This is a genomic window from Lachnoclostridium sp. An76 (genome assembly GCF_002161355.1).
In the GTDB taxonomy this organism is placed as follows: domain Bacteria; phylum Bacillota; class Clostridia; order Lachnospirales; family Lachnospiraceae; genus Mediterraneibacter; species Mediterraneibacter caccavium.
In genome coordinates this window covers 349,932-372,007 of the sequence record NZ_NFHL01000001.1, presented here as the reverse complement: position 1 = coordinate 372,007, position 22,076 = coordinate 349,932, and the positions used below count along the sequence as shown (strand labels likewise).

The window sequence follows — 22,076 nt, the reverse complement described above, 5'->3', positions numbered from 1 at the left end:
GGGAGATACAGATGCCACAGATAATCGATGGAAAAAAGATTTCACAGCAGATCAAGGATGAATTAAAAGCAGAAGTGACGGAGCTGGCGGCAAAGGGCAGGCATGCCTGCCTTGCAGTCATCCAGGTGGGGAACGACCCCGCCTCTTCTGTCTATGTAAATAATAAGAAAAAGGCGTGTGCCTACATCGGCATTGGATCCAGGTCGTATGAGCTTCCGGAGGAGACGACAGAAGAGGAACTCGTCCGCCTGGTAGAGGAGTTAAATGAGGATGACAGTGTAAACGGGATCCTCGTCCAGCTCCCTCTTCCGGCACAGATCGATGAGGACCGGATCATCCGGACCATTTCGCCGGACAAAGATGTGGATGGGTTCCACCCGGTAAGCGTGGGAAGGCTCTGGATCGGCGAGAAAGGGTTCCTGTCCTGCACACCGGCCGGGATCATCCAGCTTTTGAAAAGATCCGGGATCTCCATAGAAGGGAAAGAATGCGTGGTCATCGGGAGAAGCAATATCGTAGGGAAACCGATGGCAGCGCTCCTGCTCCGTGAAAACGGGACCGTGACTGTGGCGCACTCCCGCACCAGAGATCTGAAAGAGGTTACACGCCGTGCGGATATCCTGATCGTGGCGATCGGGAAAGAGCGGTTTATCACGAAAGACTATGTAAAAGAAGGCGCGGTCGTCATTGATGTGGGCATGCACAGGGATGCGCAGAACCATCTCTGCGGAGATGTGGATTTCGCAGATGTGGAATCCGTTACATCCGCGATCACTCCTGTGCCGGGAGGAGTCGGCCCCATGACGATCGCCATGCTGATGAATAACTGTGTGGAGACGATCCGTACTCAGGAGGAAAGACCATGATATGCAGACATTGCGGAGCAGCTATCCCCGATGATCAGATGGTATGTCCCCGGTGCGGTGCGGAGGTCCAGATCGTGCCGGACTATAATCCCCTGGATGATGTCCTTGCAAGGGAAGTAAAGGGGTCTGTAGAAGGCGCGACCAGGCAGATACAGACGGATGACATCAGACGGTACAGAAGAGGCGGCAGAGACCAGAATGTAAACGCGACCCGCGTGCTCAGCCAGGACGAGATGGACCGGATCCGGAAGGACCGGAGATACGGGGGACGGCAGACAGACCCGGGGCGCAGGAACACAGACGAGCTGCGCAGGCAGCGGCAGACTGACGGAAACGCCCAGCAACCGAGACAGGGGACAGGCGAGATGCGCCGTTCCCGCCAGAATACAGATGATCTGCGCCGTTCCCGCCAGAACACAGCGGAGTTAAAGCGGCAGCGGCAGCAGAAGCGGCTCGAGGCGGCGAAGAGAAAGCGGAGGAATCTTCTGATCACTCTGTTTGTGATCCTTGCCCTGATCGTTGCCGGTGTGGTCATTGTGTATCAGAATTCGTATACCGGAATGATCCGGAAGGGTTACAATGCGATCCAGAGCCGGGACTATACTGCGGCGGAACGGTATTTTGAGCGGGCGATCATAAAGGATAAATCCCGCCCGGAAGCTTATGTCGGACAGGCGGAGATCTATATCGACCAGGATGACCTGGACAGTGCGGAAGAGGTGTTCCAGGACGCGATCCAGACCCAGCCGTCGAACGTGAAACTATATCAGGCTGCGATCGATTTCTATATGGATACGGAACAGGCTGCAAAGATTTCTGAGCTGCTCCAGGATTGTGAAGACGAGACAGTGCTCGATGCAGTGGCAGACTATATTTCTTCCGCGCCGGAATTCAGCCCGGAAGAGGGAACCTTTGAAGAAGTACAGGAGATCACGCTCACCTCAGAGACGGGAGGAGATATTTATTACACACTGGACGGCTCAGATCCGTCGGCAGAGAGCGGCACAAAATATACGGAGCCGATCCTGCTGCAGGATGAGGGTGAGTTCGAGATCCGCGCAGTCGCTGTGAATGCCAGGGGGATCCCCAGCGTGGTGTCTTCCGGCACATATGTGATCCAGTTCCCGATCGTAGATGCCCCTGCTGTAACACCGTCTACGGGGCAGTACAGCCAGCCCCAGCAGATCACGATCACGGTCCCGGACGGTTATACGGCTTACTATACGATGGACGGTACAACTCCGACTGCTTCATCGACCCGGTATACCGGTCCGGTCATGATGCCGGAGAATGCCCAGACGATCTTTATGGCGGTCCTGGTGAACGATAATAACGGAAAAACGACAGAAGCCACTACGAGGAATTACATTACTCTCTCAGAGTGACGTGAAAAATAGGATACAGCCCTGTTATTGGTAAAGATTTGTAACAGTTCAGCCCGCGCCATTCGGAAAACCGCACTGCGTGCTTACTGCGGCTGCGCCGCTGTTTTCCTCATAAACGGGCGCTCAGCTCATCGGACTGCCCGCTCGAAAAATCATGCGAGCATGATTTTCTCTCCCGCGCAGCCCGATGGCTGAACTGATGCGAAAATTTAGCTAAATTTAACAATAACAGGGTTGTTTTTCATGTAAAAAAGAGTTATAATGACTGCGTTAAAAAAATAACAATACATAAAGGAGATGCTGGAAATGAGCAGATTTTGTTTACCAAGAGACATTTACCATGGAAAAGGATGCCTTGAAGAGTTGAAAAACCTTAAAGGAAAAAAGGCGATCCTCGTCGTTGGCGGTGGCTCCATGAAGCGTCAGGGATTCCTTGACCGCGCTGTGAACTATCTGAAAGAAGCAGGCATGGAAGTTCAGTTATTCGAAGGCGTTGAGCCGGACCCGTCAGTTGAGACTGTTATGAAAGGCGCGGAAGCGATGCGCGCGTTTGAGCCGGACTGGATCGTAGCTATGGGAGGCGGTTCCCCGATCGATGCGGCGAAAGCGATGTGGGCGTTCTATGAGTACCCGGAAACAACTTTCGAGGAGCTGTGCACACCGTTTAACTTCCCGGAGCTCAGGACAAAGGCAAAATTTGCAGCAATCCCGTCTACATCAGGTACAGCGACAGAGGTTACTGCATTCTCAGTGATCACAAACTATCAGACAGGCGTGAAATATCCGCTTGCTGACTTCAATATCACACCCGATGTCGCGATCGTTGACCCGGACCTTGTATCAGGGCTCCCGGTAAAACAGGTGGCTTACACAGGCATGGATGCTCTGACACACGCGATCGAGGCGTATGTATCCACACTGAACGGGCCGTTCACAGACCCGCTGGCGCTCCAGGCGATCGAGATGGTCCTGGATTACCTGCCGGCTTCCTACAACTGCAATATGGAGGCAAGAGAGCAGATGCACTACGCACAGTGCCTTGCGGGAATGGCATTCTCCAACGCGCTGCTTGGTATCGTACACTCCATGGCGCACAAGACAGGGGCAGCATTCTCCACAGGACATATCCCGCACGGATGCGCAAATGCGATCTATCTTCCGTACGTTATCCAGTATAACGCGAAAGATCCGGTGGCAGCAAAGCGCTACGCTGAGATCGCCCGCAGGATGGGGCTTCCGGGAACATCTGAGAAGGCTCTCATCAACAGCCTTGTCGAGAAGATCAATGAGTTCAATGTAAAACTCAATATCCCGAAGACACTGAAAGACTTTGGTATCAATGAGGACGAATTCAAAGAAAAGATCTCCAAGATCGCTGAGCTGGCAGTAGGAGACGCATGTACAGGGTCCAACCCGCGTGCGATCGATCCGGCTACAATGGAGAAGCTGTTCACATGTACATATTACGGAACAGAGGTTGACTTCTAAAAAGCCAACAGCAAAGTCAGATGGAGATAAAATGTTCGGATATCTACATCGGTAATATCTGAAAAATATATAAGGCCGGGATGGTGAGGCTGCAAGCTGGGCGGCCTGCCGTGTCGGTCTTATTTATTTTGCTTGCCATCCCGCACAATTTAGCGTATTATAGTGAAAGAGTGATTTTTGACGAGGAGGAAGACCATGTATCAGATAATGAAAGCAGAAAAACTGGCGGACAAGATCTTTCTGATGGATGTGCATGCGCCGCGTGTGGCACAGCACTGTGAGCCCGGGCAGTTTGTTATCGTAAAAATAGATGAGAAGGGCGAGCGTATCCCCCTGACCATCTGTGACTATGACAGAGAGGCAGGGACGATCACCATTGTGGTGCAGGAAGTGGGAGCTTCCACAACAAAGATGGGAGCGCTCAAAGAAGGGGATTATTTCCGTGACTTTACAGGACCGCTCGGATGTGCTTCCGAGTTTGTCCATGAGGATATAGAGGCGCTGAAGAAGAAAAAGATGCTGTTCGTTGCAGGCGGCGTGGGCGCGGCTCCGGTGTATCCGCAGGTAAAATGGCTGCATGAGCGCGGCATTGACGCGGATGTGATCGTGGGCGCGAAGACAAAGGATATGCTGATCCTTGAGGATGAGATGAAGGCTGTCGCCGGCAATTACTATCCGTGTACAGACGACGGTACATACGGACATGCCGGTATGGTCACCACTATGGTTGAAGAACTTGTGAATAATGGGAATCAATACGATGTCTGCGTTGCCATTGGACCGATGATCATGATGAAGTTCGTCTGTCTGCTTACGAAGAAACTGGAGATCCCCACGATCGTCAGTATGAACCCGATCATGGTGGACGGGACAGGGATGTGCGGTGCATGCCGTCTCCAGGTAGGCGATGAGATCAAATTCGCCTGTGTGGACGGCCCGGAATTCGACGGCCATCTCGTGGATTTTGACCAGGCGATGAAGAGAAGCCAGATGTACAAGACAGCGGAAGGCCGTGCGATGCTCAAGCTCCAGGAAGGGGATACGCACCACGGCGGATGCGGACATTGCGGAGGTGACGAATAATGGCTGATATGTTAAAGAAAGTTCCTGTCAGAGAGCAGGATCCCAAAGTACGCGCGACAAATTTTGATGAGGTCTGCCTCGGGTATGATCTGGAAGAGGCGATGGAAGAGGCAGCGAGATGCCTCAACTGCAAGAATGCAAAATGTATCCAGGGCTGTCCGGTTTCGATCGACATCCCGGCGTTCATCCATGAAGTAAAGGAAGGAAATATCGAGGAAGCGTACAAAGTGATCGGAAGATCCAGCGCGCTCCCGGCAATCTGCGGACGTGTCTGCCCGCAGGAGTCCCAGTGCGAAGGAAAATGTATCCGCGGCATTAAGGGCGAGCCGGTGTCCATCGGAAAACTGGAGAGATTTGTGGCTGACTATGCACTTGAGAATGACATCAAGCCTGTCGGCGCGGAGACAAAGAACGGACATAAAGTGGCTGTGATCGGTTCCGGCCCGTCCGGTCTTACCTGTGCGGGCGACCTGGCGAAGATGGGATACGATGTGACTGTATTTGAGGCGCTCCATGAGCTCGGCGGGGTGCTTGTATACGGGATCCCGGAGTTCCGTCTCCCGAAACAGAAGGTTGTCGCAAAAGAGATCGAGAAAGTAAAAGAGCTTGGCGTTAAATTTGAGACAAACGTTGTGATCGGAAAATCCACGACCATTGACCAGCTCATGGAAGATGAAGGATTTGAAGCTGTGTTTATCGGTTCGGGAGCAGGCCTTCCGATGTTTATGGGCATCCCGGGGGAGAATGCGAATGAAGTATTTTCCGCAAATGAATACCTGACGAGAAGCAATCTGATGAAGGCATTTGACGATTCTTACGATACCCCGATCGCTGCAGGAAAGAAAGTCGCAGTCGTGGGCGGAGGAAATGTCGCTATGGATGCTGCCAGGACGGCGTTGCGTCTCGGCGCGGACGTACATATCGTGTACAGAAGAAGCGAGGCAGAGCTCCCGGCCAGAGTAGAAGAGGTACATCACGCAAAAGAGGAAGGCGTGATCTTTGACCTTCTGACAAATCCGAAAAAGATCAACGTGGATGAAAACGGAAATATCACAAGCATGACTGTCATTAAGATGGAGCTTGGCGAGCCGGATGCATCCGGAAGAAGACGTCCGGTAGAGATCCCGGGGTCTGAGTATGATATCGAAGTGGATACAGTCATCATGTCTCTTGGAACATCGCCGAACCCGCTGATTTCTTCCACCACAAAGGGGCTGGAGACAAACCGCAGGAAATGTATCGTCGCGGATGAGGAGAACGGACAGACTTCAAAAGAAGGCGTGTTCGCAGGCGGCGACGCGGTTACCGGAGCGGCTACGGTCATCCTTGCCATGGGCGCAGGAAAAGCCGGAGCAAAGGGCATTGACGAATATCTGAAGAATAAAGAGAAATAATAAAATAAAGAAATAATAAGCAGAGGCCGGCCGGGACAGAATCCGGCTGACAGTAATCGAGATGACAGAAGGCTTCCGTCCTGGAGATCAGGCCGGAAGCCTTTTTCGCAGGAGAGTGGAATGGTAGAGGAGATCAGAGAAAAGTTATACGCATTATCAGAGGAAGATTATAAAGAGTTTAATCAAAAACTTCTCCCGGGAGTGGAACATGTCATGGGGATCAGGATCCCTGCCCTGAGAAAACTTGCAAAGGAAATCACCAAAGCAGATTACCGGACCTATCTCGAAGAGGCTGAGGAAAAGATCGGTGCAGATTCCATCCATGAGGAGATCATGCTCCTGGGGCTTGTGATCGGATATGGGAAAATGGATCTTGCAGAGCGCAGAAAATACCTGGATGGATTCGTGCCCAGGATCGGAAACTGGGCGGTCTGCGACAGCTGCGTGACAAGTTATAAGTTTATGAGAAAGGATCCGGACTACTGGTTTGACTATCTGAAAACATATAGAGACAGCAGAGAAGAATTCCGGCTCCGTTTTATGATCGTTGCCATGATGTCCCATTTTGTGGATGAAGGACATATCGATGAGATCCTCGGGATATGCGACGGACTCCATCATGACGGGTATTACGCGAAAATGGGAGTGGCGTGGACGATCCAGGTCTGCTACGTAAAATTCCCGGAACAGACAAGGCGGCTATTAGAAAATAATCATATGGACGACTTCACACACAATAAAGCGATCCAGAAAATACGGGAGTCGTACAGGGTGAGCAGGGAAGAAAAAGAAGAACTGGCAAAACTAAAACGATAAGAACTGTATTTGCGGGGGAACCGGGACCAGAGCCATATCCCTGTCCGCCGCGAAAACGTCTTTGAATATATCGAAGGTTTTCGGACGTTTCGCCAATCACCTGGCTCCCCCGCAAATACAGATTTCACACTTTTAGGATCCCCTGCCTATATTCGTTCAAAAACGCTGTCTTGTATTTATCGGTCACCACGGACATATACAGATTGGATGCCAGGATATCGTTGCGGAGCATTTTCTGCCCGATGGCCGGCAGCTCTCCACTCTCGGACAGTTTCGCCAGCAGCGGGAGCGGGCTTTCTTTTGCGACCCGGCTGATGAGTTTTGCGCTGTCTTTACGGTAACCGAGCAGGCGGGCATAGAAGTGGAAGCCATTGTTCATGTATTCAGCCACTTCGCTCTTCTTTAATCCGAGCATGATGTGCAGGAGAGCGCGGTTAATGCGTGTCTGCGTGATCTCCCTGGTCTTCAGGAGTTCGGCAAATTGCTTGTAATTCATGTAATTGTCAAGCTGGGCGCAGATGCGGTTCGCCAGCTCTTCGGATACATCCTGGTAACGGACCAGGCTGCCGGGTGTCTTGTTGAGAAGCTTGTATTTTAAGATGAGGGACAGGTCGTTTTGATAGACCGGGTACTGTACTCTGTGGAAATCTTCGAGAAGTTCCAGACAGCAGGACGGCACCTGGTCTTCCAGCTCGCTCAGGATATTCTCGAAGGAGGTGTTTTCAAAAGTGCCTCCGGCCGGGTCTGTGCGCAGGGAAGACCCGGAGTATGCGAGTAGTGAGCGGATAGCGGAGGCAGAGCTGAGGTGTCCGGGCGAGAGAGCCTGGTCGTGGTAGTGTGCCCCCTCTCTCTGGATCGTAAAGGGGACCATGCGGCTGTCCAGTCTTTTCAGGGATTTGAGATATTCGATCCCGAGGATGTTGTTCGGATCATCCAACAGGGCCGCATATGCAGGTACCCGCGTGTACTCCAGCATGGCTTCATGCCTGGCGGTGGGGAAGGACGCCCCCTTTTTCAGGCTCTTTTTCAGAAGGCTGCGGTAGTCGTCAGGTTCCCGGGTGAGGATGTCTGCCACATGTGACAGGGCGTCCAGGTCATTGCACTCGCTGCCAAAGCAGACGGCGTCCACGATCCCCAGGCTGTCAAGCAGGGAGACTGCCCCCATGGCAAAGTATTCCGCGCTGCCTGTGGCATAGCAGACGGGGAGCTCGAAAACTGCGGAAGCCCCGCATTTCAGCGCCATCTCAGTGCGCAGTCTCTTGGGCATGAACGCGGGGACGCCGCGCTGTACGTAATCGCCGCTCATAATGACGATGGCGGCATCCGCTCCCGTGATCCGCTTCGCTTCGCGTATGTGGTGAAGATGTCCATTGTGAAAGGGATTATATTCTGTGATCAGGCCGACAATTTTCATAAGAATCTCCTTGTATATCAATTTCTACCATATTATACTATAAAAAGATGGATTCTTACAGGGAAATCTCAGACAGAGAAAAAAGGCCCGGCGTCATGCCGGACAGAAGAGAAAGACAGGAGAGTGCGGCATGGATCAGGAAAATCGTCTGGATGTGGAGCAGATCATTGAACTGCTGGAAATACATGATTTTAAAAAATTAAAAGAAGAGCTGGAGACATTGCATCCTGTGGATATCGTGGAATGCCTGGAAGAACTTGACAAGAAACAGCGCACTCTTGTATTCCGCCTGCTTGCAAAGGAGGAAGCGGCGGAAGTGTTCACGGACATGAACAGCGAGATGCGCGAGGACCTGATCAATGCACTGACGGATTCCGAGCTGGAAGAAGTCATGGAAGAGATGTACGTTGACGATACGGTTGACGTCCTGGAAGAGATGCCTGCAAATGTGGTGGACCGTCTGCTCGCGGCGACAGATGAGGACACGCGGCAGAAGATCAACAGCCTCCTCCAGTATCCGGAGGACAGTGCGGGCAGTATCATGAATATCGAATACATCAGCCTGCGCAGGGAGATGACAGTAGCGGATGCGATCTTAAAGATCCGTCAGGTCGGCATCAACAAAGAGACGATCTATACATGTTACGTCACAGAGAAGAAAAAGCTGATCGGGATGGTGGATGTCAAGGACCTGCTCACAGCCGGCGAATCCCGCCTGATCGGAGATATCATGGATGAAAATGTGCTCTACGCCAGGACTCTGGACGACCAGGAGCACGTGGCAAATATGATCAATAAATACGGTCTTGTGGCGATCCCCATCATTGACCATGAGGACTGCCTGGTCGGGATCGTTACTGTAGACGATGCGATGCTCGTCCTCCAGGATGAGACGACAGAAGATATCAGCATCATGGCCGGCGTCAGCCCGAACGAAGATTCCTATTTTGAGACTTCTGTGTTCCAGCAGGCGAAAAACCGTACGCCATGGCTCATGCTCCTTATGCTTTCCGCGACGGTGACAGGGGAGATCCTTGGGTATTATGAGAATGCGATGGCAGCGATGCCTGTCCTGATCACGTTCATCCCCATGCTCATGGGGACGGGCGGTAACTGCGGGTCACAGAGCTCAACCCTTGTCATCCGCGGGCTGGCTGTGGGAGAGATTGAATTTTCGGATATTTTTAAGGTGATATTCAAAGAGATCAGAGTGGCGCTTATCGTGGGCACTCTCCTTGCTGTTGTCAACGGGATCAGGATCTGCATCATGTATGACAGAAATCTGATGCTCGCCGTGGCGCTCGGCGTGACGATGATCGCGGTCGTGGCGATGGCGAAGTGTATCGGCTGCATCCTTCCGCTCGTGGCGAAGAAGATCGGGCTTGACCCGGCGATCATGGCAGCGCCTCTGATCACGACGATCCTCGATACCTGCACGATCCTCGTGTACTTTAATATCGTTACAGCAGTGTTTCAAATATGAGATTGTTATTTTTGTGACAATCATATAAACTCAGACTGAGAAAATAATTGATTGTACTTAAAAATGCACATAAAATCCCTTGTATACAAAAAACCTTTGCGTTATAATAAAACCGCATGTGATAAAAAATGAAAGGTGGCTTTTTAATCATGGGATTTATTGATGAAATCAAGGCAAGGGCGAAAGCGGATAAGAAGACGATCGTTCTTCCCGAGACAGAGGACGAAAGAACTTATAAGGCTGCGGAGACAGTCTTAAAAGAGGGGATCGCGGACCTGATCCTTGTCGGAAGCAAAGAGGAGATCGAGAAGAATAAAGGTACATATGACATTTCCGGGGCAGCGATCGTGGATCCGGCTACAAGCGATAAGACAGAGAGCTATATCGCGAAACTGGTCGAGCTGAGACAGAAAAAGGGGATGACAGAGGAGAAGGCGAGAGAGCTCCTTCTCAATAACTACCTGTACTACGGCGTTATGATGGTAAAGATGGGCGATGCAGACGGGATGGTATCCGGGGCATGCCACTCCACAGCAGATACACTCCGCCCGTGCCTTCAGATCCTGAAGACAAAACCGGGCACAAAGCTTGTTTCCGCATTCTTCCTCATGGTCGTTCCGGACTGTGATATGGGCGCAAACGGGACATTTATCTTCGGAGATGCAGGACTGGAGCAGAATCCGGATCCGGAAAAACTGGCATATATCGCACTTTCTTCCGCAGAGTCCTTTAAGACTCTGACAGGAAAAGAGCCGATCGTGGCAATGCTTTCCCACTCTACAAAGGGAAGCGCAAAACACCCGGATGTAGACAAGGTGGTTGAGGCGACACGCCTTGCGCATGAATTCGCTCCGGATCTGAAACTGGATGGAGAGCTCCAGCTTGACGCGGCGATCGTTCCCGAAGTGGGCGCTTCCAAGGCGCCGGGCAGCGAAGTCGCAGGACATGCGAACGTACTGATCTTCCCGGATCTGGATGCGGGAAATATCGGATATAAGCTGGTCCAGAGACTCGGAAAGGCAGAGGCTTACGGACCGCTGACCCAGGGGATCGCGGCGCCGGTCAACGACCTGTCACGCGGATGCAGCGCAGAGGATATCGTGGGCGTAGTAGCGATCACATCTGTGCAGGCTCAGGCAATGGAATAATGCAGGGTGGAAATCCTGAAAAATAATAAAACGTTTGGGAGGAAAGAAAATGAACGTATTAGTAATCAACTGTGGAAGCTCTTCACTGAAATTCCAGCTCATCAATGCAGAGTCTGAGGAAGTGCTGGCAAAGGGCCTCTGTGAGAGGATCGGGATCGACGGCAGACTGACGTACCAGCCGGAAGGCGGAGAAAAAGAAAAATCGGACAAGCCGATGCCCACACATACAGAGGCGATCCAGTATGTCATCGAGGCGCTGACAAATCCGGAGACAGGCGTTGTGAAAGATCTGCACGAGATCGGCGCAGTCGGACACCGCGTGGTACACGGAGGAGAGAAATTCGCTTCCTCAGTCATCATCACAGATGAAGTGAAGAAGGCTGTGACAGAGTGCAATGAGCTGGCGCCGCTCCACAATCCGGCAAACCTCATCGGCGTGGAGGCATGTGAGAAACTCATGCCGGGCACACCGATGGCCGCAGTATTTGACACAGCTTTCCACCAGACGATGCCGGAGAAGGCTTACATGTACGGCCTTCCGTATGAGTACTATGACAAATATAAAATAAGACGCTACGGCTTCCACGGCACAAGCCACAGCTATGTATCGAAAAAAGCGGCTGAGGTTATGGAGAGACCGTACGAAGATCTCAAGACGATCGTGTGCCATCTCGGGAACGGATCCAGCGTGACAGCTGTCATGAACGGAAAATCCGTTGATACTTCCATGGGACTGACTCCGCTGGAGGGACTTGTGATGGGAACCCGCTCCGGAGATATCGATCCGGCGATCATGGAGTTCATCGCCCAGAAAGAGGGACTTGACATTGCGGGAGTGATGAATGTCCTCAACAAAAAGTCCGGTGTGTTCGGTCTTTCAGGCGGCCTGTCAAGCGATTTCCGCGACCTGACAGACGCAATGAACGCAGGCGATAAAAAAGCAAAGATCGCAATGGATGTATTCTCATATAAAGTTGCAAAATACATCGGTTCCTATGTGGCTGCAATGAATGGCGTGGACGATATCGTGTTCACAGCAGGAATCGGTGAGAATGATGATTACGTAAGGGAGCAGGTGTGCAGCTATCTCGGCTATCTCGGAGTTGATTTTGACAAAGAGAAAAATGACGGGCTGAGAGGAACACAGGCTGAGCTCACAAAACCAGGCTCAAAGGTAAGAGTGTTTGTGATCCCGACAAATGAGGAGCTCGCGATCGCAAGAGAGACACTGGCGCTTTTGAAATAAGAGGCGCTGCTTGGATCAGGGTTTGGGACAGGACAGGGATGCCCCAGAAATGGGGCGGAACCTGTCCGTCTTTATGTGTGCTGCCGGACACTCGCAATGGGCGGGAAACCGGCTGCCAGATATTTTGGAAATCATAGTTGACAAACAGGATTTCCATGATATAATAGACAAGGTATGAATAGGAGTAATAACTATGTTAATTAACCTATCAGACGTTTTGTCAGACCAGCATAAGACAGTTGAAGAGACTGTGCCGTTCACAATGGAGACGATCCGGATGAAGTCCGGGGAATATCCTGTCGTGAGCAGCGGGCCGGTCCGTGTCAGGGTAGAGCATGTCAAAGGGAAGGAGCTGCTGATCCATGCGGCGGCCAGACTTGTGGCAGTGATCCCGTGTGACAGGTGCCTGGAAGATGTCAGGCATGAGTTTGTACTGGACAGTACAAAGCATGTGGACGTAGGTCTCTCCGACGCAGAACTGACAGAGGAGCTGGATGAATCAAACTTTATAGACGGATATCATCTTGACGTGGACAAATTGCTCTATAATGAGATTTTGTCGGGATGGCCTGAAAAAGTACTTTGCAGGGAAGACTGTAAAGGTCTGTGCAAGGTATGCGGCCAGAACCTGAATACGGGGTCCTGCGACTGTGAAGAACCGGGACTTGATCCTAGGATGTCAGTTGTCCGTGACTTATTTAAGAATTTTAAGGAGGTGTAACCTATGTCAATCTGTCCAAAGAATAAATCTTCAAAAGCAAGAAGAGATAAGAGAAGAGCTAACTGGAAGATGAGCGCTCCGAACCTTGTGAAATGCAGCAAGTGCGGCGAGCTCATGATGCCTCACCGTGTATGCAAGGCCTGCGGCTCATACAACAAGCGTGAGATCATTTCCGTTGACTGATTTTTAATAAGGAAAAAGGACGTAAAAACTTTGCGTTTTGCGTCTTTTTTTTGTTGATTTTTATAATGTTTTCCAGTAGAATATTTTCAGTAGCGTTAGGAGGAAGGAAAATGTCTGATATTACGAGAGTAGCGCTCGATGCGATGGGCGGCGATAACGCGCCGGCCGAGATCGTGAAGGGTGCTGTAGAGGCGGTTCAGCAGAGGAAGGATATCCAGGTGCTGCTGACAGGCCGGGAAAACGTGATAAAGGAAGAGCTGGCAAAGTATACTTACCCTGCCGGACAGATCCGGATCATAAACGCGACAGAGGTGATCGAGACAGCGGAGCCGCCGGTGAAGGCGATCCGCGGGAAGAAGGATTCCTCTATCGTAGTCGCGATGAAGCTTGTGAAGGACGGAGAGGCAGACGCTTTCGTTTCAGCCGGAAGTACGGGCGCGGTTCTTGTTGGAGGCCAGGTGCTCGTGGGCAGGATCAAAGGCGTGGAGAGACCGCCGCTTGCTCCGCTGTTTCCCACACTGAAAGGCGTGTCCCTGCTGATCGACTGCGGGGCTAATGTAGACGCCAGGCCTTCCCACCTTGTCCAGTTTGCCAAGATGGGATCCATCTATATGGAGAGCGTCATGGGGAAAAAGAATCCCACGGTGGGCATCGTAAATATCGGTGCGGAGGAAGAAAAAGGAAACGCACTTGTCAAAGAGACATTCCCGCTCCTGAAAGCTTGTAAGGATATTAATTTCGTCGGAAGCGTGGAAGCGAGGGAGATCCCCTACGGCAATGTAGATGTGATCGTATGCGAAGCTTTTGTGGGAAATGTGATCCTTAAACTCTACGAAGGCGTGGGCGGAACCCTGATAAAGAAGATCAAATCAGGTATGATGTCAAGCCTGCGCAGCAAGATCGGGGCGCTTCTCGTAAAGCCCGCCCTGAAAGCGACAATGAAAGACTTTGACGCCAGCGAATACGGCGGCGCGCCGATGCTCGGGCTCAAAGGGCTGGTCGTGAAGACACACGGAAGTTCCACTTCCAAAGAGGTGTGTAATTCGATTATCCAGTGCGTCACATTTAAAGAGCAGAAAATAAATGAAAAGATAAAAGCAGCTATCCAGGAGACGCAGGACGAAGAAAAAGCAAGTGAATGAAGTTAAGGAGGAGTTAGTTATGGAATTTGAAAAACTTCAGGAGATCATCGCGGATGTCCTCAATGTACAGAAAGATGAGATCAGGCCGGAGACTACATTTGTAGACGATCTGGGCGCGGATTCACTGGACATTTTCCAGATCATCATGGGGATCGAGGAAGAGTTTGATATCGAGATCGACAATGAAGAGGCAGAGAAGATCGTAACAGTGCAGGATGCGGTAGACCAGATCAAAAAAGCAGTGGAATAACCAAAGGATCATTGAATGAAAAAGCCCCTGTGGGCTTTTTCGTTTTCATAGAGGAATGAACAGATGAATAAAAGATTAAGAGAACTGGAACAGAAGATCGGTTATAAATTCCGGGATTTCTCGCTTCTTGAGCGGGCTATGATGCACAGTTCCTACACGAATGAACGCCATCTGCCGAAATACCAGTGCAATGAGCGGCTGGAATTTCTGGGCGACGCGGTGCTGGAACTGGTATCGAGCGAGTTCCTTTTTAAAGGATCGCCGAAGATGCCGGAGGGAGAACTGACAAAGACGAGGGCAAGCATGGTATGCGAGCCGTCCCTGGCGCTCTGTGCAAGAGACATTGACCTGGGAAGTTATCTTCTCCTGGGAAAAGGTGAGGAGGCGACAGGCGGAAGGATGAGGGATTCCGTTACGTCAGACGCTATGGAGGCGCTGATCGGAGCGGTGTATCTGGATGGTGGTTTTACTAGTGCAAAAGAGTTTATCCACAGATTTGTGCTGACAGACCTGGAAGATAAAAAGCTCTTTTATGATAGTAAAACTATCCTCCAGGAGATGGTGCAGGCGGAAAAGATGGGAGAGATCACCTACCGGCTTGTCGGGACAGAGGGGCCTGACCACAATAAGTCCTTCCACACGGAAGTCCTGATCGGGGACAAGGTGTCAGGAAAAGGTGCGGGCAGGAGTAAGAAAGCGTCAGAGCAGCAGGCTGCGTATGAGGCGATCCTGCGCCTCCGGAGACAAAGATAGGGCAGGTGTTGTATGTATTTAAAAAACATTGAAGTACAGGGATTTAAATCCTTTGCAAATAAGATAAGATTCGATTTCCACAACGGGATCACCGGCATCGTAGGCCCTAACGGAAGCGGAAAGAGCAATGTGGCTGACGCCGTGCGCTGGGTCCTGGGCGAGCAGAGAGTGAAGCAGCTGCGCGGAGGAAGCATGCAGGATGTGATCTTCTCCGGTACGGAAAACAGGAAGCCATTAAGCTATGCATCCGTCGCGATCACCCTGGACAACTCGGACCACAAGCTCCCGGTTGATTACGAGGAAGTCACAGTGACCCGCAAATTGTACCGGTCCGGAGAGAGCGAGTACCTGATCAACGGAGCGGCATGCCGCCTGAAGGATATCAATGAGATGTTCTACGACACCGGGATCGGGAAGGAAGGATATTCCATTATCGGCCAGGGGCAGATCGATAAGATCTTAAGCGGAAAGCCGGAGGAAAGAAGGGAACTTTTTGACGAGGCCGCAGGTATCGTCAAGTTTAAGCGCAGGAAGAATCTCTCGGTCAAAAAATTGGAAGAGGAGAGGATGAACCTGACCAGGGTCAATGACATCCTCCAGGAGCTGGAAAAGCAGCTCGGGCCTCTGGAAAAGCAGTCTGAGACCGCAAAGGAATATCTTAAGAAAAAAGAAGAATTAAAGACATATGATATCAACATGTTCCTTCTCGAGGAAGAGCGGATCCGGGAGCGGATGAAAGAGGTGGAAGAGAAGTATGGGATCGCCTCATCCGAGATGGAGGATTCCAACCGGCGCTACGAAGAGATGAAGGCCGAGTATGAGGCGATCGAGGAAGAGGTCGAGCAGATCGACCTTGCCATTGAGACGGCGAAAAACCAGCTCAATGAGACAAACCTCCTGAAACAGCAGCTCGAGGGACAGATCAATGTCTTGAAGGAGCAGATCAATGCGGTCCGCATGAATGACGAGCACTATGACAACCGTTCGAATGCGGTCCGCATCGAGATCGAGACAAGACAGGAGCAGAAAGCTTCTCTTGAACAGGAAAAGCAGGAGGTACAGGAAAAGCTGGATCAGGCTTCCGCCCAGGACAGTGAGGCAAAGCAAAAGCTGATCGAGGTCCAGAGCCGGATCGCGGAGCATACCGCGGAGATCGAGGGCAGAAAGCAGGAGATCATGGATATCCTCGGGAACCGGGCTTCCACAAAAGCGAAGATCCAGCACTATGACACGACGAGAGAGCAGATCGCCGCGCGCAGGGCAGCTCTGTCGCGGAGTATCCTGGAAGTGTCCTCAGAGCAGGAGAGACAGGCAGGACTCCTCAGACAGTATGAAGAAGAACTGAGCAGCGTACAGGAAACGATCGCCGGATATAACCAGAGGATCTCTGAGACTGAGCAGACCATCGCCAGGCTCCAGAAAGAGCTGAATGAAAAACAGGAAAAACTGCGGATCGGCCAGACCGCTTATCACAGGGAATCTTCCCGCCTGGAATCGCTGAAAAATATTACAGAGCGCTATGACGGCTACGGCAATAGTATCCGCCGGGTAATGTCCAACAAGGACAGGGAAAAAGGCCTCATCGGCGTTGTGGCGGATATCATCAAAGTGGAGAAAGAATATGAAATCGCCATTGAGACTGCGCTGGGCGGGAGCATCCAGAATATTGTCACGGACAATGAAGATACGGCAAAGCGGATGATCGCCTTCCTGAAGAAAAACAAGTACGGACGCGCCACCTTCCTTCCCCTTACCAGTATGAAGGGCAGTTATGGGCTTAAGAATGAAGAGGCGCTGAGGGAGAAGGGCGTGATCGGGCTAGCCAATACTCTGGTCCATGTGGAGCCTCAGTTTGAAGGGCTCGCGGCTCAGCTCCTTGGAAGGACGATCGTAGTGCGGACCATTGACGACGGGATCGCTATTGCCAGGAAATACCGGCAGACACTGCGGCTTGTCACTCTGGAAGGAGAGCTGATCAATCCGGGCGGATCCATGACAGGAGGCGCGTTTAAGAATTCCGGCAACCTGCTGAGCAGACGCAGGGAGATCGAGGAATTTGAGAAGACGGTGGCCATGCTCAAGTCAGATATGGACGCCATGGAAAAGGACGTCAGCCGGGTAAAAGCGGAGCGCGGGACATGCTATAACGCGATCGATGAGATCCAGCAGGAACTCAGAAAGGCGTCAGTGCTCGAGAATACTGCGAAGATGAATGTGGAACAGACGCGCGTCCGCATGGAAGAAGGAAAACAGCGCCTGGACGGGTATGCCTCTGAGCAGAAGAGATTGGAGGAAGAACTGCAGCAGATCCGGGACAATGAAGAGTCGATCCAGATGGAGCTGGAGACATCGGAGAACCTGGAGCAGGATTTAAACGCGAGGATCGAAGAACTGCAGAAGACCCTGGATGAGGAGAAGCAGGCGGAGAGCCTCCAGTTGAAAAAGTCGGAGGAAGTCCACCTCGCACTTGCCGCACTGGAGCAGCAGAATGTATTTATCCTGGAAAATATTTCCCGTATCGATGAGGAGACAGGGAAGTTCGAGGCGGAATTAAGGGAACTGGATTCCAACAAGGATCATGCCTCAGAAGAGATCCGGGAAAAAGAAGAGAAGATAAGAGAACTTAAGCGTACGATCGAGGATTCCAAAGAGCTGTTCGATGAGATCGGGAAAGAAATCAGGGAGCAGACAGAGAAGAGAGAGGGCCTGAACCAGAAGCACAAAGAGTTTATCCGGATGAGGGAAGAACTGGCAAAGCATATCTCGGCCCTGGATAAGGAATGTTTCCGCCTGAACAGCCAGAGAGAATCATACGAAGCCGCTTCGGAGAAGCAGATGAATTATATGTGGGAGGAATATGAGCTTACATATAATCACGCCATGGAGTTAAGGGATAAGAACCTGACAGACCTTGCATACATGAAACGGCAGATCCAGACACTGAAAAATGAGATCCGCAAACTTGGCACTGTGAATGTAAATGCCATTGAGGATTATAAAAATGTGTCTGAGAGATATGAGTTCCTGAAAGGACAGCATGACGACCTGGTCGAGGCGGAGGCAACACTCGTGCAGATCATCGAGGAGCTGGACGCTGCCATGAGGAAGCAGTTCGCCGAGCAGTTCGCCCGGATCGCCGAAGAGTTCAACAGTGTGTTTAAACAGCTCTTCGGCGGAGGAAAAGGGACGCTGGAGCTGATGGAGGACGAGGATATCCTGGAGGCGGGCATCCGTATCATCGCCCAGCCGCCGGGAAAGAAGCTGCAGAACATGATGCAGCTCTCGGGAGGAGAGAAGGCTCTGACCGCGATCGCCCTTCTGTTTGCGATCCAGAACTTAAAGCCGTCTCCTTTCTGTCTTCTGGATGAGATCGAGGCGGCTCTGGATGACAATAATGTGACCAGGTTCGCGCAGTATCTGCATAAACTGACAGAGAATACCCAGTTCATCGTCATCACCCACAGAAGAGGGACGATGACAGCGGCGGACCGCCTGTACGGGATCACCATGCAGGAAAAAGGAGTGTCCACGCTCGTGTCTGTGGATCTGCTGGAAAACGAACTGGATAAATAAAAACTGGAAAAATAAAAATCGGGAGAGAGATCAGAATGGGAGAAAAACAAGGTTTTTTTAAACGTCTTGTCGCAGGCCTGACCAAGACAAGGGACAATATCGTATCCGGGATGGACAGTATTTTCCACGGATTTTCCAGGATTGACGAGGACTTCTACGAGGAACTGGAAGAAACGCTGATCATGGGTGACCTGGGAGTCCACGCGACTATGGAGATCCTGGACGACCTGAGGGAAAAGGTACGCGCGCAGCATCTGAAAGAGCCCATTGAGTGCAGGCAGCTGCTGATCGACAGCATCAAAGAGCAGATGGACGTCGGCGAGACAGCGTATGAATTTGAAGACCGCACGTCAGTCGTATTCGTGATCGGCGTGAACGGAGTGGGCAAGACAACCACCATCGGAAAGCTTGCGGGCAAACTGAAAGACCAGGGGAAGAAAGTGGTGATCGCCGCTGCGGATACTTTCCGCGCCGCCGCAGGCGAACAGCTGAAGGAGTGGGCGAACCGCGCGGGTGTGGACATGATCGGCGGACAGGAAGGCGCGGATCCGGCGTCTGTGATCTATGACGCTGTGGCTGCCGCAAAGGCGCGCAAAGCGGATGTCCTTCTGTGCGATACGGCCGGCCGGCTCCACAATAAGAAGAACCTGATGGAAGAGCTGAAAAAGATCAACCGGGTGATCGACAGGGAGTACCCGGAGGCATTCCGGGAGACTCTGGTCGTGCTGGACGCTACGACCGGGCAGAATGCGCTCGCACAGGCGAAAGAATTTAACGAGGCGACAGATATCACAGGCGTCATCCTGACGAAGATGGACGGAACGGCAAAGGGCGGCATCGCGGTTGCCATACAGGCGGAACTGGGGATCCCGGTAAAATATATCGGAGTGGGGGAGACCATTGACGATCTCCAGAAGTTCGATGCAGATGAATTCGTAAACGCACTGTTCTATCGGGAGGAAGACGCACGGGAAACAGAGGAATAAAGGCTTGGCCATTGACCAGAAAGAAGGAAGCGAAAATGATGACTTTGGAAAAATTTGAGGAAGCAAGTGAACTGGTGAAGAAAGTGACGAACCCCACGAAGCTGATATACAGCGATTATCTCAGCGAAGCCAGCGGGGCGAAGGTCTATCTGAAACCTGAGAATATGCAGCACACAGGCGCGTATAAGATCCGGGGCGCCTATTATAAGATCAGCACCCTCACCGAGGAAGAGAGAAAAAAAGGCCTGATCACTGCGTCAGCGGGGAACCATGCCCAGGGAGTCGCATTCGCGGCGAAGCAGTTCGGATGTAAGGCTGTCATCGTCATGCCGACGGTCACGCCTCTGATCAAGGTGAACCGGACAAAGAGCTACGGCGCGGAAGTAGTGCTCTATGGAGATGTGTATGACGATGCTTATGAGTATGCCTGCCAGCTGGCGGAAAAAGAAGGGTATACGTTCGTCCATCCTTTTAATGACCTGGACGTGGCAACAGGACAGGGAACCATCGCCATGGAGATCGTCCAGGAGCTTCCCACAGTGGATTATATCCTGATCCCGATCGGGGGCGGCGGCCTCATCTCCGGGGTATCGACCCTGACGAAAATGCTCAATCCGAAGATCAAAGTGATCGGAGTGGAGCCCGCGGAGGCAGCCAGCATGACCGCAGCTGTGCATGCAGGAGAAGTGGTGGAACTTGAGAGCGCAAACACGATCGCAGACGGGACCGCTGTCAAGGCAGTGGGGGATCTGGTACTCCCCTATGTGCAGGAAAATGTAGACGATATCCTGTTAGTGGAGGATGATGAGCTAATCGGCGCGTTCCTGGATATGGTGGAAAACCATAAGATGATCGTGGAAAATTCCGGTCTTCTCTCCGTGGCGGCGCTGAAGCAGCTTGACTGCAAAGGGAAAAAAGTTGTCTGCATCTTAAGCGGAGGAAACATGGATGTGATCACCATGTCATCGATCGTCCAGCACGGACTGATCCAGAGAGACCGGATCTTCTCCGTATCCGTCCTTCTCCCGGATAAGCCGGGCGAGCTGGTGCAGGTCGCGAAGACCATCGCGGACGAGCAGGGCAATGTCATCAAGCTGGAGCATAACCAGTTCGTGAGCACAAACAGAAATGCAGCCGTGGAGCTGAGGATCACGATGGAGGCGTTCGGAACTGAGCATAAGAACAGGATACTGGACGCACTGGAAAAGAAAGGATTCCGTCCGAAACTGATCAGTGCGAAGCTGTACTGATCCGGGAGATCCCCGGGGAAAAGACAGGATCCTCAGGGATGAAAACTTGTTCAATACAGGAAAGGAGCTGTGTATGGAGAGAAGGATTCCAAGGGCGGGGGATATTTACAGACATTTTAAAGGGAGAAAGTACAAAATCCTGCATATCGCGACTTGTACGGAGACAGGGGAAGATATGGTCATCTTCGAGACTGCGGAAGGGGCGCATAAAGTCTATGCAAGCGCTCTGGAGGCTTTTCTGAGCCCTCTGGATACCGGGAGATATCCGCAGGCAGAACAGAAATACCGTTTTGAACTGTGCCGGGATCTCAGAGAGGGCCCTGCGGCAGAGCTGAGGCGCCAGGGGAGCACCACTGCCCTTATCCTGAAATTCCTGGAGCTGGAGGATAACGGAGACCGCCTGCAGTTCCTTCAGCGCCATCAGACCGAGATCGACGGGCGGTTCCTCACGGCAGCGGCGGAGAGCCTGGAATTCGCAGAGAACGGGGAATCTGTGGAAGAGAGGCTGGCAGCGCTGATGCGGTTCCTGAGGACAAAAATGAAATATGAAGGACACAGATTACGGTAGAAATCTGTATTTGTGTGTGTGGGGGGGGAGCCTTCCTTGTGGATATAACGTCCGAAAACCGTTAATCTGATTGAGGATGTTTCCGCGGCGGACGGGGATATGGCTCAGGTTCCGGTTCAGTAATCCGGGAAAGACGTAAAAGGGAGAAAGCATGGCTAAAAGCAATTGTCCGGCGGAAGATTCGGCTCCGCCTCAGGCATCCGCCGGACAATTAACGCCACGCTTCCTCCCTTTAAGTCTTTCCATCAGATTACTCCAAGTCACCGTCGCCATATCCCCGTCCGCCGCGAAAGGCGCGTCAAAGGGTCGGTTTTCTACATGCATCTG

General features: G+C 51.8%; 20 protein-coding genes. 18 read left to right on the top strand and 2 right to left on the bottom strand.

Annotated elements, in window-relative coordinates:
* Nucleotides 1-11: 11 nt before the first annotated feature.
* From folD to B5G27_RS01745, 6 genes are all read left to right on the top strand, one after another.
* Nucleotides 12-866: a bifunctional methylenetetrahydrofolate dehydrogenase/methenyltetrahydrofolate cyclohydrolase FolD gene (folD, locus tag B5G27_RS01770; protein WP_087177265.1), complete on the top strand. Its 855-nt coding sequence runs from the start codon at nucleotides 12-14 to the stop codon at nucleotides 864-866.
* The gene (locus tag B5G27_RS01765; protein WP_087177264.1) at nucleotides 863-2,251 is read left to right on the top strand and encodes a chitobiase/beta-hexosaminidase C-terminal domain-containing protein; all 1,389 of its coding nucleotides are present in this window, start codon (nucleotides 863-865) and stop codon (nucleotides 2,249-2,251) included. Before folD ends, B5G27_RS01765 begins: the two co-directional genes overlap by 4 nt.
* Before the next feature lie 306 nt (nucleotides 2,252-2,557).
* Nucleotides 2,558-3,739 carry an iron-containing alcohol dehydrogenase gene (locus B5G27_RS01760; protein WP_087177263.1) on the top strand — a complete coding sequence of 394 codons (1,182 nt, stop codon included), beginning with the start codon at nucleotides 2,558-2,560 and terminating at the stop codon, nucleotides 3,737-3,739.
* Between the two features lie 195 nt (nucleotides 3,740-3,934).
* Nucleotides 3,935-4,822, top strand: coding sequence for a sulfide/dihydroorotate dehydrogenase-like FAD/NAD-binding protein (locus tag B5G27_RS01755; RefSeq protein ID WP_087177262.1), 888 nt, complete (start codon nucleotides 3,935-3,937; stop codon nucleotides 4,820-4,822).
* Entirely contained in the window at nucleotides 4,822-6,216 is a 1,395-nt protein-coding gene (gene gltA, locus B5G27_RS01750) for an NADPH-dependent glutamate synthase (RefSeq protein ID WP_087177261.1), read from the top strand. Before B5G27_RS01755 ends, gltA begins: the two co-directional genes overlap by 1 nt.
* 120 nt (nucleotides 6,217-6,336) lie before the next feature.
* A complete protein-coding gene (locus B5G27_RS01745; protein WP_087177260.1) occupies nucleotides 6,337-7,032 on the top strand; it encodes a DNA alkylation repair protein in 696 nt (231 codons plus the stop codon).
* A 124-nt stretch (nucleotides 7,033-7,156) separates the two neighbouring features.
* On the opposite strand, the gene B5G27_RS01740 is transcribed toward B5G27_RS01745, so the two are convergent.
* On the bottom strand, nucleotides 7,157-8,446 hold the full coding sequence (locus B5G27_RS01740) for a nucleotidyltransferase (RefSeq protein ID WP_087177259.1): 1,290 nt from the start codon (nucleotides 8,444-8,446) through the stop codon (nucleotides 7,157-7,159).
* Between the two features lie 130 nt (nucleotides 8,447-8,576).
* On the opposite strand from B5G27_RS01740, the gene mgtE reads away from it, so the two are divergent.
* The 12 genes from mgtE to B5G27_RS01680 all read left to right on the top strand — a co-directional run bounded on the left by mgtE (nucleotide 8,577) and on the right by B5G27_RS01680 (nucleotide 21,749).
* Nucleotides 8,577-9,929, top strand: a complete 1,353-nt coding sequence (gene mgtE, locus B5G27_RS01735; RefSeq protein WP_206608965.1) for a magnesium transporter — start codon at nucleotides 8,577-8,579, stop codon at nucleotides 9,927-9,929.
* Nucleotides 9,930-10,078: 149 nt separating this feature from the next.
* A complete protein-coding gene (gene pta / locus B5G27_RS01730; protein ID WP_087177258.1) occupies nucleotides 10,079-11,077 on the top strand; it encodes a phosphate acetyltransferase in 999 nt (332 codons plus the stop codon).
* Between the two features lie 49 nt (nucleotides 11,078-11,126).
* Nucleotides 11,127-12,323 (top strand): acetate kinase, encoded by a 1,197-nt coding sequence (locus tag B5G27_RS01725; RefSeq protein ID WP_087177257.1) that lies wholly within the window; start codon nucleotides 11,127-11,129, stop codon nucleotides 12,321-12,323.
* Between the two features lie 193 nt (nucleotides 12,324-12,516).
* Nucleotides 12,517-13,044 carry a YceD family protein gene (locus B5G27_RS01720; protein ID WP_087177256.1) on the top strand — a complete coding sequence of 176 codons (528 nt, stop codon included), beginning with the start codon at nucleotides 12,517-12,519 and terminating at the stop codon, nucleotides 13,042-13,044.
* Between the two features lie 3 nt (nucleotides 13,045-13,047).
* Nucleotides 13,048-13,227: a 50S ribosomal protein L32 gene (gene rpmF / locus B5G27_RS01715; RefSeq protein ID WP_087177255.1), complete on the top strand. Its 180-nt coding sequence runs from the start codon at nucleotides 13,048-13,050 to the stop codon at nucleotides 13,225-13,227.
* A gap of 110 nt (nucleotides 13,228-13,337) precedes the next feature.
* A complete protein-coding gene (plsX, locus tag B5G27_RS01710) occupies nucleotides 13,338-14,369 on the top strand; it encodes a phosphate acyltransferase PlsX (RefSeq protein WP_087177254.1) in 1,032 nt (343 codons plus the stop codon).
* Between the two features lie 19 nt (nucleotides 14,370-14,388).
* On the top strand, nucleotides 14,389-14,619 hold the full coding sequence (acpP, locus tag B5G27_RS01705; protein WP_087177253.1) for an acyl carrier protein: 231 nt from the start codon (nucleotides 14,389-14,391) through the stop codon (nucleotides 14,617-14,619).
* 63 nt (nucleotides 14,620-14,682) lie between these two features.
* Nucleotides 14,683-15,372 carry a ribonuclease III gene (gene rnc / locus B5G27_RS01700; protein ID WP_087177252.1) on the top strand — a complete coding sequence of 230 codons (690 nt, stop codon included), beginning with the start codon at nucleotides 14,683-14,685 and terminating at the stop codon, nucleotides 15,370-15,372.
* A gap of 12 nt (nucleotides 15,373-15,384) precedes the next feature.
* Nucleotides 15,385-18,945, top strand: coding sequence for a chromosome segregation protein SMC (gene smc, locus B5G27_RS01695; protein ID WP_087177251.1), 3,561 nt, complete (start codon nucleotides 15,385-15,387; stop codon nucleotides 18,943-18,945).
* A 35-nt stretch (nucleotides 18,946-18,980) separates the two neighbouring features.
* Nucleotides 18,981-19,931 carry a signal recognition particle-docking protein FtsY gene (ftsY, locus tag B5G27_RS01690; RefSeq protein ID WP_087177250.1) on the top strand — a complete coding sequence of 317 codons (951 nt, stop codon included), beginning with the start codon at nucleotides 18,981-18,983 and terminating at the stop codon, nucleotides 19,929-19,931.
* Between the two features lie 35 nt (nucleotides 19,932-19,966).
* Nucleotides 19,967-21,181, top strand: coding sequence for a threonine ammonia-lyase (ilvA, locus tag B5G27_RS01685; protein WP_087177249.1), 1,215 nt, complete (start codon nucleotides 19,967-19,969; stop codon nucleotides 21,179-21,181).
* A 73-nt stretch (nucleotides 21,182-21,254) separates the two neighbouring features.
* Nucleotides 21,255-21,749, top strand: coding sequence for a DUF1653 domain-containing protein (locus B5G27_RS01680; protein WP_143449628.1), 495 nt, complete (start codon nucleotides 21,255-21,257; stop codon nucleotides 21,747-21,749).
* A 192-nt stretch (nucleotides 21,750-21,941) separates the two neighbouring features.
* Here the strand turns inward: B5G27_RS01680 and B5G27_RS16535 are convergent, their stop codons facing one another.
* Entirely contained in the window at nucleotides 21,942-22,073 is a 132-nt protein-coding gene (locus B5G27_RS16535) for a hypothetical protein (protein ID WP_275533011.1), read from the bottom strand.
* Between the last annotated feature and the right edge of the window lie 3 nt (nucleotides 22,074-22,076).

Excerpts from the sequence above, each read along its gene's own strand:
- folD (WP_087177265.1), top strand. The coding sequence starts at position 12 with ATGCCACAGATAATCGATGGAAAAAAGATTTCACAGCAGATCAAGGAT.
- B5G27_RS01725 (WP_087177257.1), top strand. The coding sequence starts at position 11,127 with ATGAACGTATTAGTAATCAACTGTGGAAGCTCTTCACTGAAATTCCAG.
- B5G27_RS01760 (WP_087177263.1), top strand. The coding sequence starts at position 2,558 with ATGAGCAGATTTTGTTTACCAAGAGACATTTACCATGGAAAAGGATGC.
- rnc (WP_087177252.1), top strand. The coding sequence starts at position 14,683 with ATGAATAAAAGATTAAGAGAACTGGAACAGAAGATCGGTTATAAATTC.
- smc (WP_087177251.1), top strand. The coding sequence starts at position 15,385 with ATGTATTTAAAAAACATTGAAGTACAGGGATTTAAATCCTTTGCAAAT.
- gltA (WP_087177261.1), top strand. The coding sequence starts at position 4,822 with ATGGCTGATATGTTAAAGAAAGTTCCTGTCAGAGAGCAGGATCCCAAA.
- B5G27_RS16535 (WP_275533011.1), bottom strand. The coding sequence starts at position 22,073 with ATGCATGTAGAAAACCGACCCTTTGACGCGCCTTTCGCGGCGGACGGG.
- mgtE (WP_206608965.1), top strand. The coding sequence starts at position 8,577 with ATGGATCAGGAAAATCGTCTGGATGTGGAGCAGATCATTGAACTGCTG.
- B5G27_RS01720 (WP_087177256.1), top strand. The coding sequence starts at position 12,517 with ATGTTAATTAACCTATCAGACGTTTTGTCAGACCAGCATAAGACAGTT.
- B5G27_RS01745 (WP_087177260.1), top strand. The coding sequence starts at position 6,337 with ATGGTAGAGGAGATCAGAGAAAAGTTATACGCATTATCAGAGGAAGAT.
- acpP (WP_087177253.1), top strand. The coding sequence starts at position 14,389 with ATGGAATTTGAAAAACTTCAGGAGATCATCGCGGATGTCCTCAATGTA.
- plsX (WP_087177254.1), top strand. The coding sequence starts at position 13,338 with ATGTCTGATATTACGAGAGTAGCGCTCGATGCGATGGGCGGCGATAAC.
- B5G27_RS01765 (WP_087177264.1), top strand. The coding sequence starts at position 863 with ATGATATGCAGACATTGCGGAGCAGCTATCCCCGATGATCAGATGGTA.
- B5G27_RS01755 (WP_087177262.1), top strand. The coding sequence starts at position 3,935 with ATGTATCAGATAATGAAAGCAGAAAAACTGGCGGACAAGATCTTTCTG.
- ftsY (WP_087177250.1), top strand. The coding sequence starts at position 18,981 with ATGGGAGAAAAACAAGGTTTTTTTAAACGTCTTGTCGCAGGCCTGACC.
- B5G27_RS01680 (WP_143449628.1), top strand. The coding sequence starts at position 21,255 with ATGGAGAGAAGGATTCCAAGGGCGGGGGATATTTACAGACATTTTAAA.
- B5G27_RS01740 (WP_087177259.1), bottom strand. The coding sequence starts at position 8,446 with ATGAAAATTGTCGGCCTGATCACAGAATATAATCCCTTTCACAATGGA.
- ilvA (WP_087177249.1), top strand. The coding sequence starts at position 19,967 with ATGATGACTTTGGAAAAATTTGAGGAAGCAAGTGAACTGGTGAAGAAA.
- pta (WP_087177258.1), top strand. The coding sequence starts at position 10,079 with ATGGGATTTATTGATGAAATCAAGGCAAGGGCGAAAGCGGATAAGAAG.
- rpmF (WP_087177255.1), top strand. The coding sequence starts at position 13,048 with ATGTCAATCTGTCCAAAGAATAAATCTTCAAAAGCAAGAAGAGATAAG.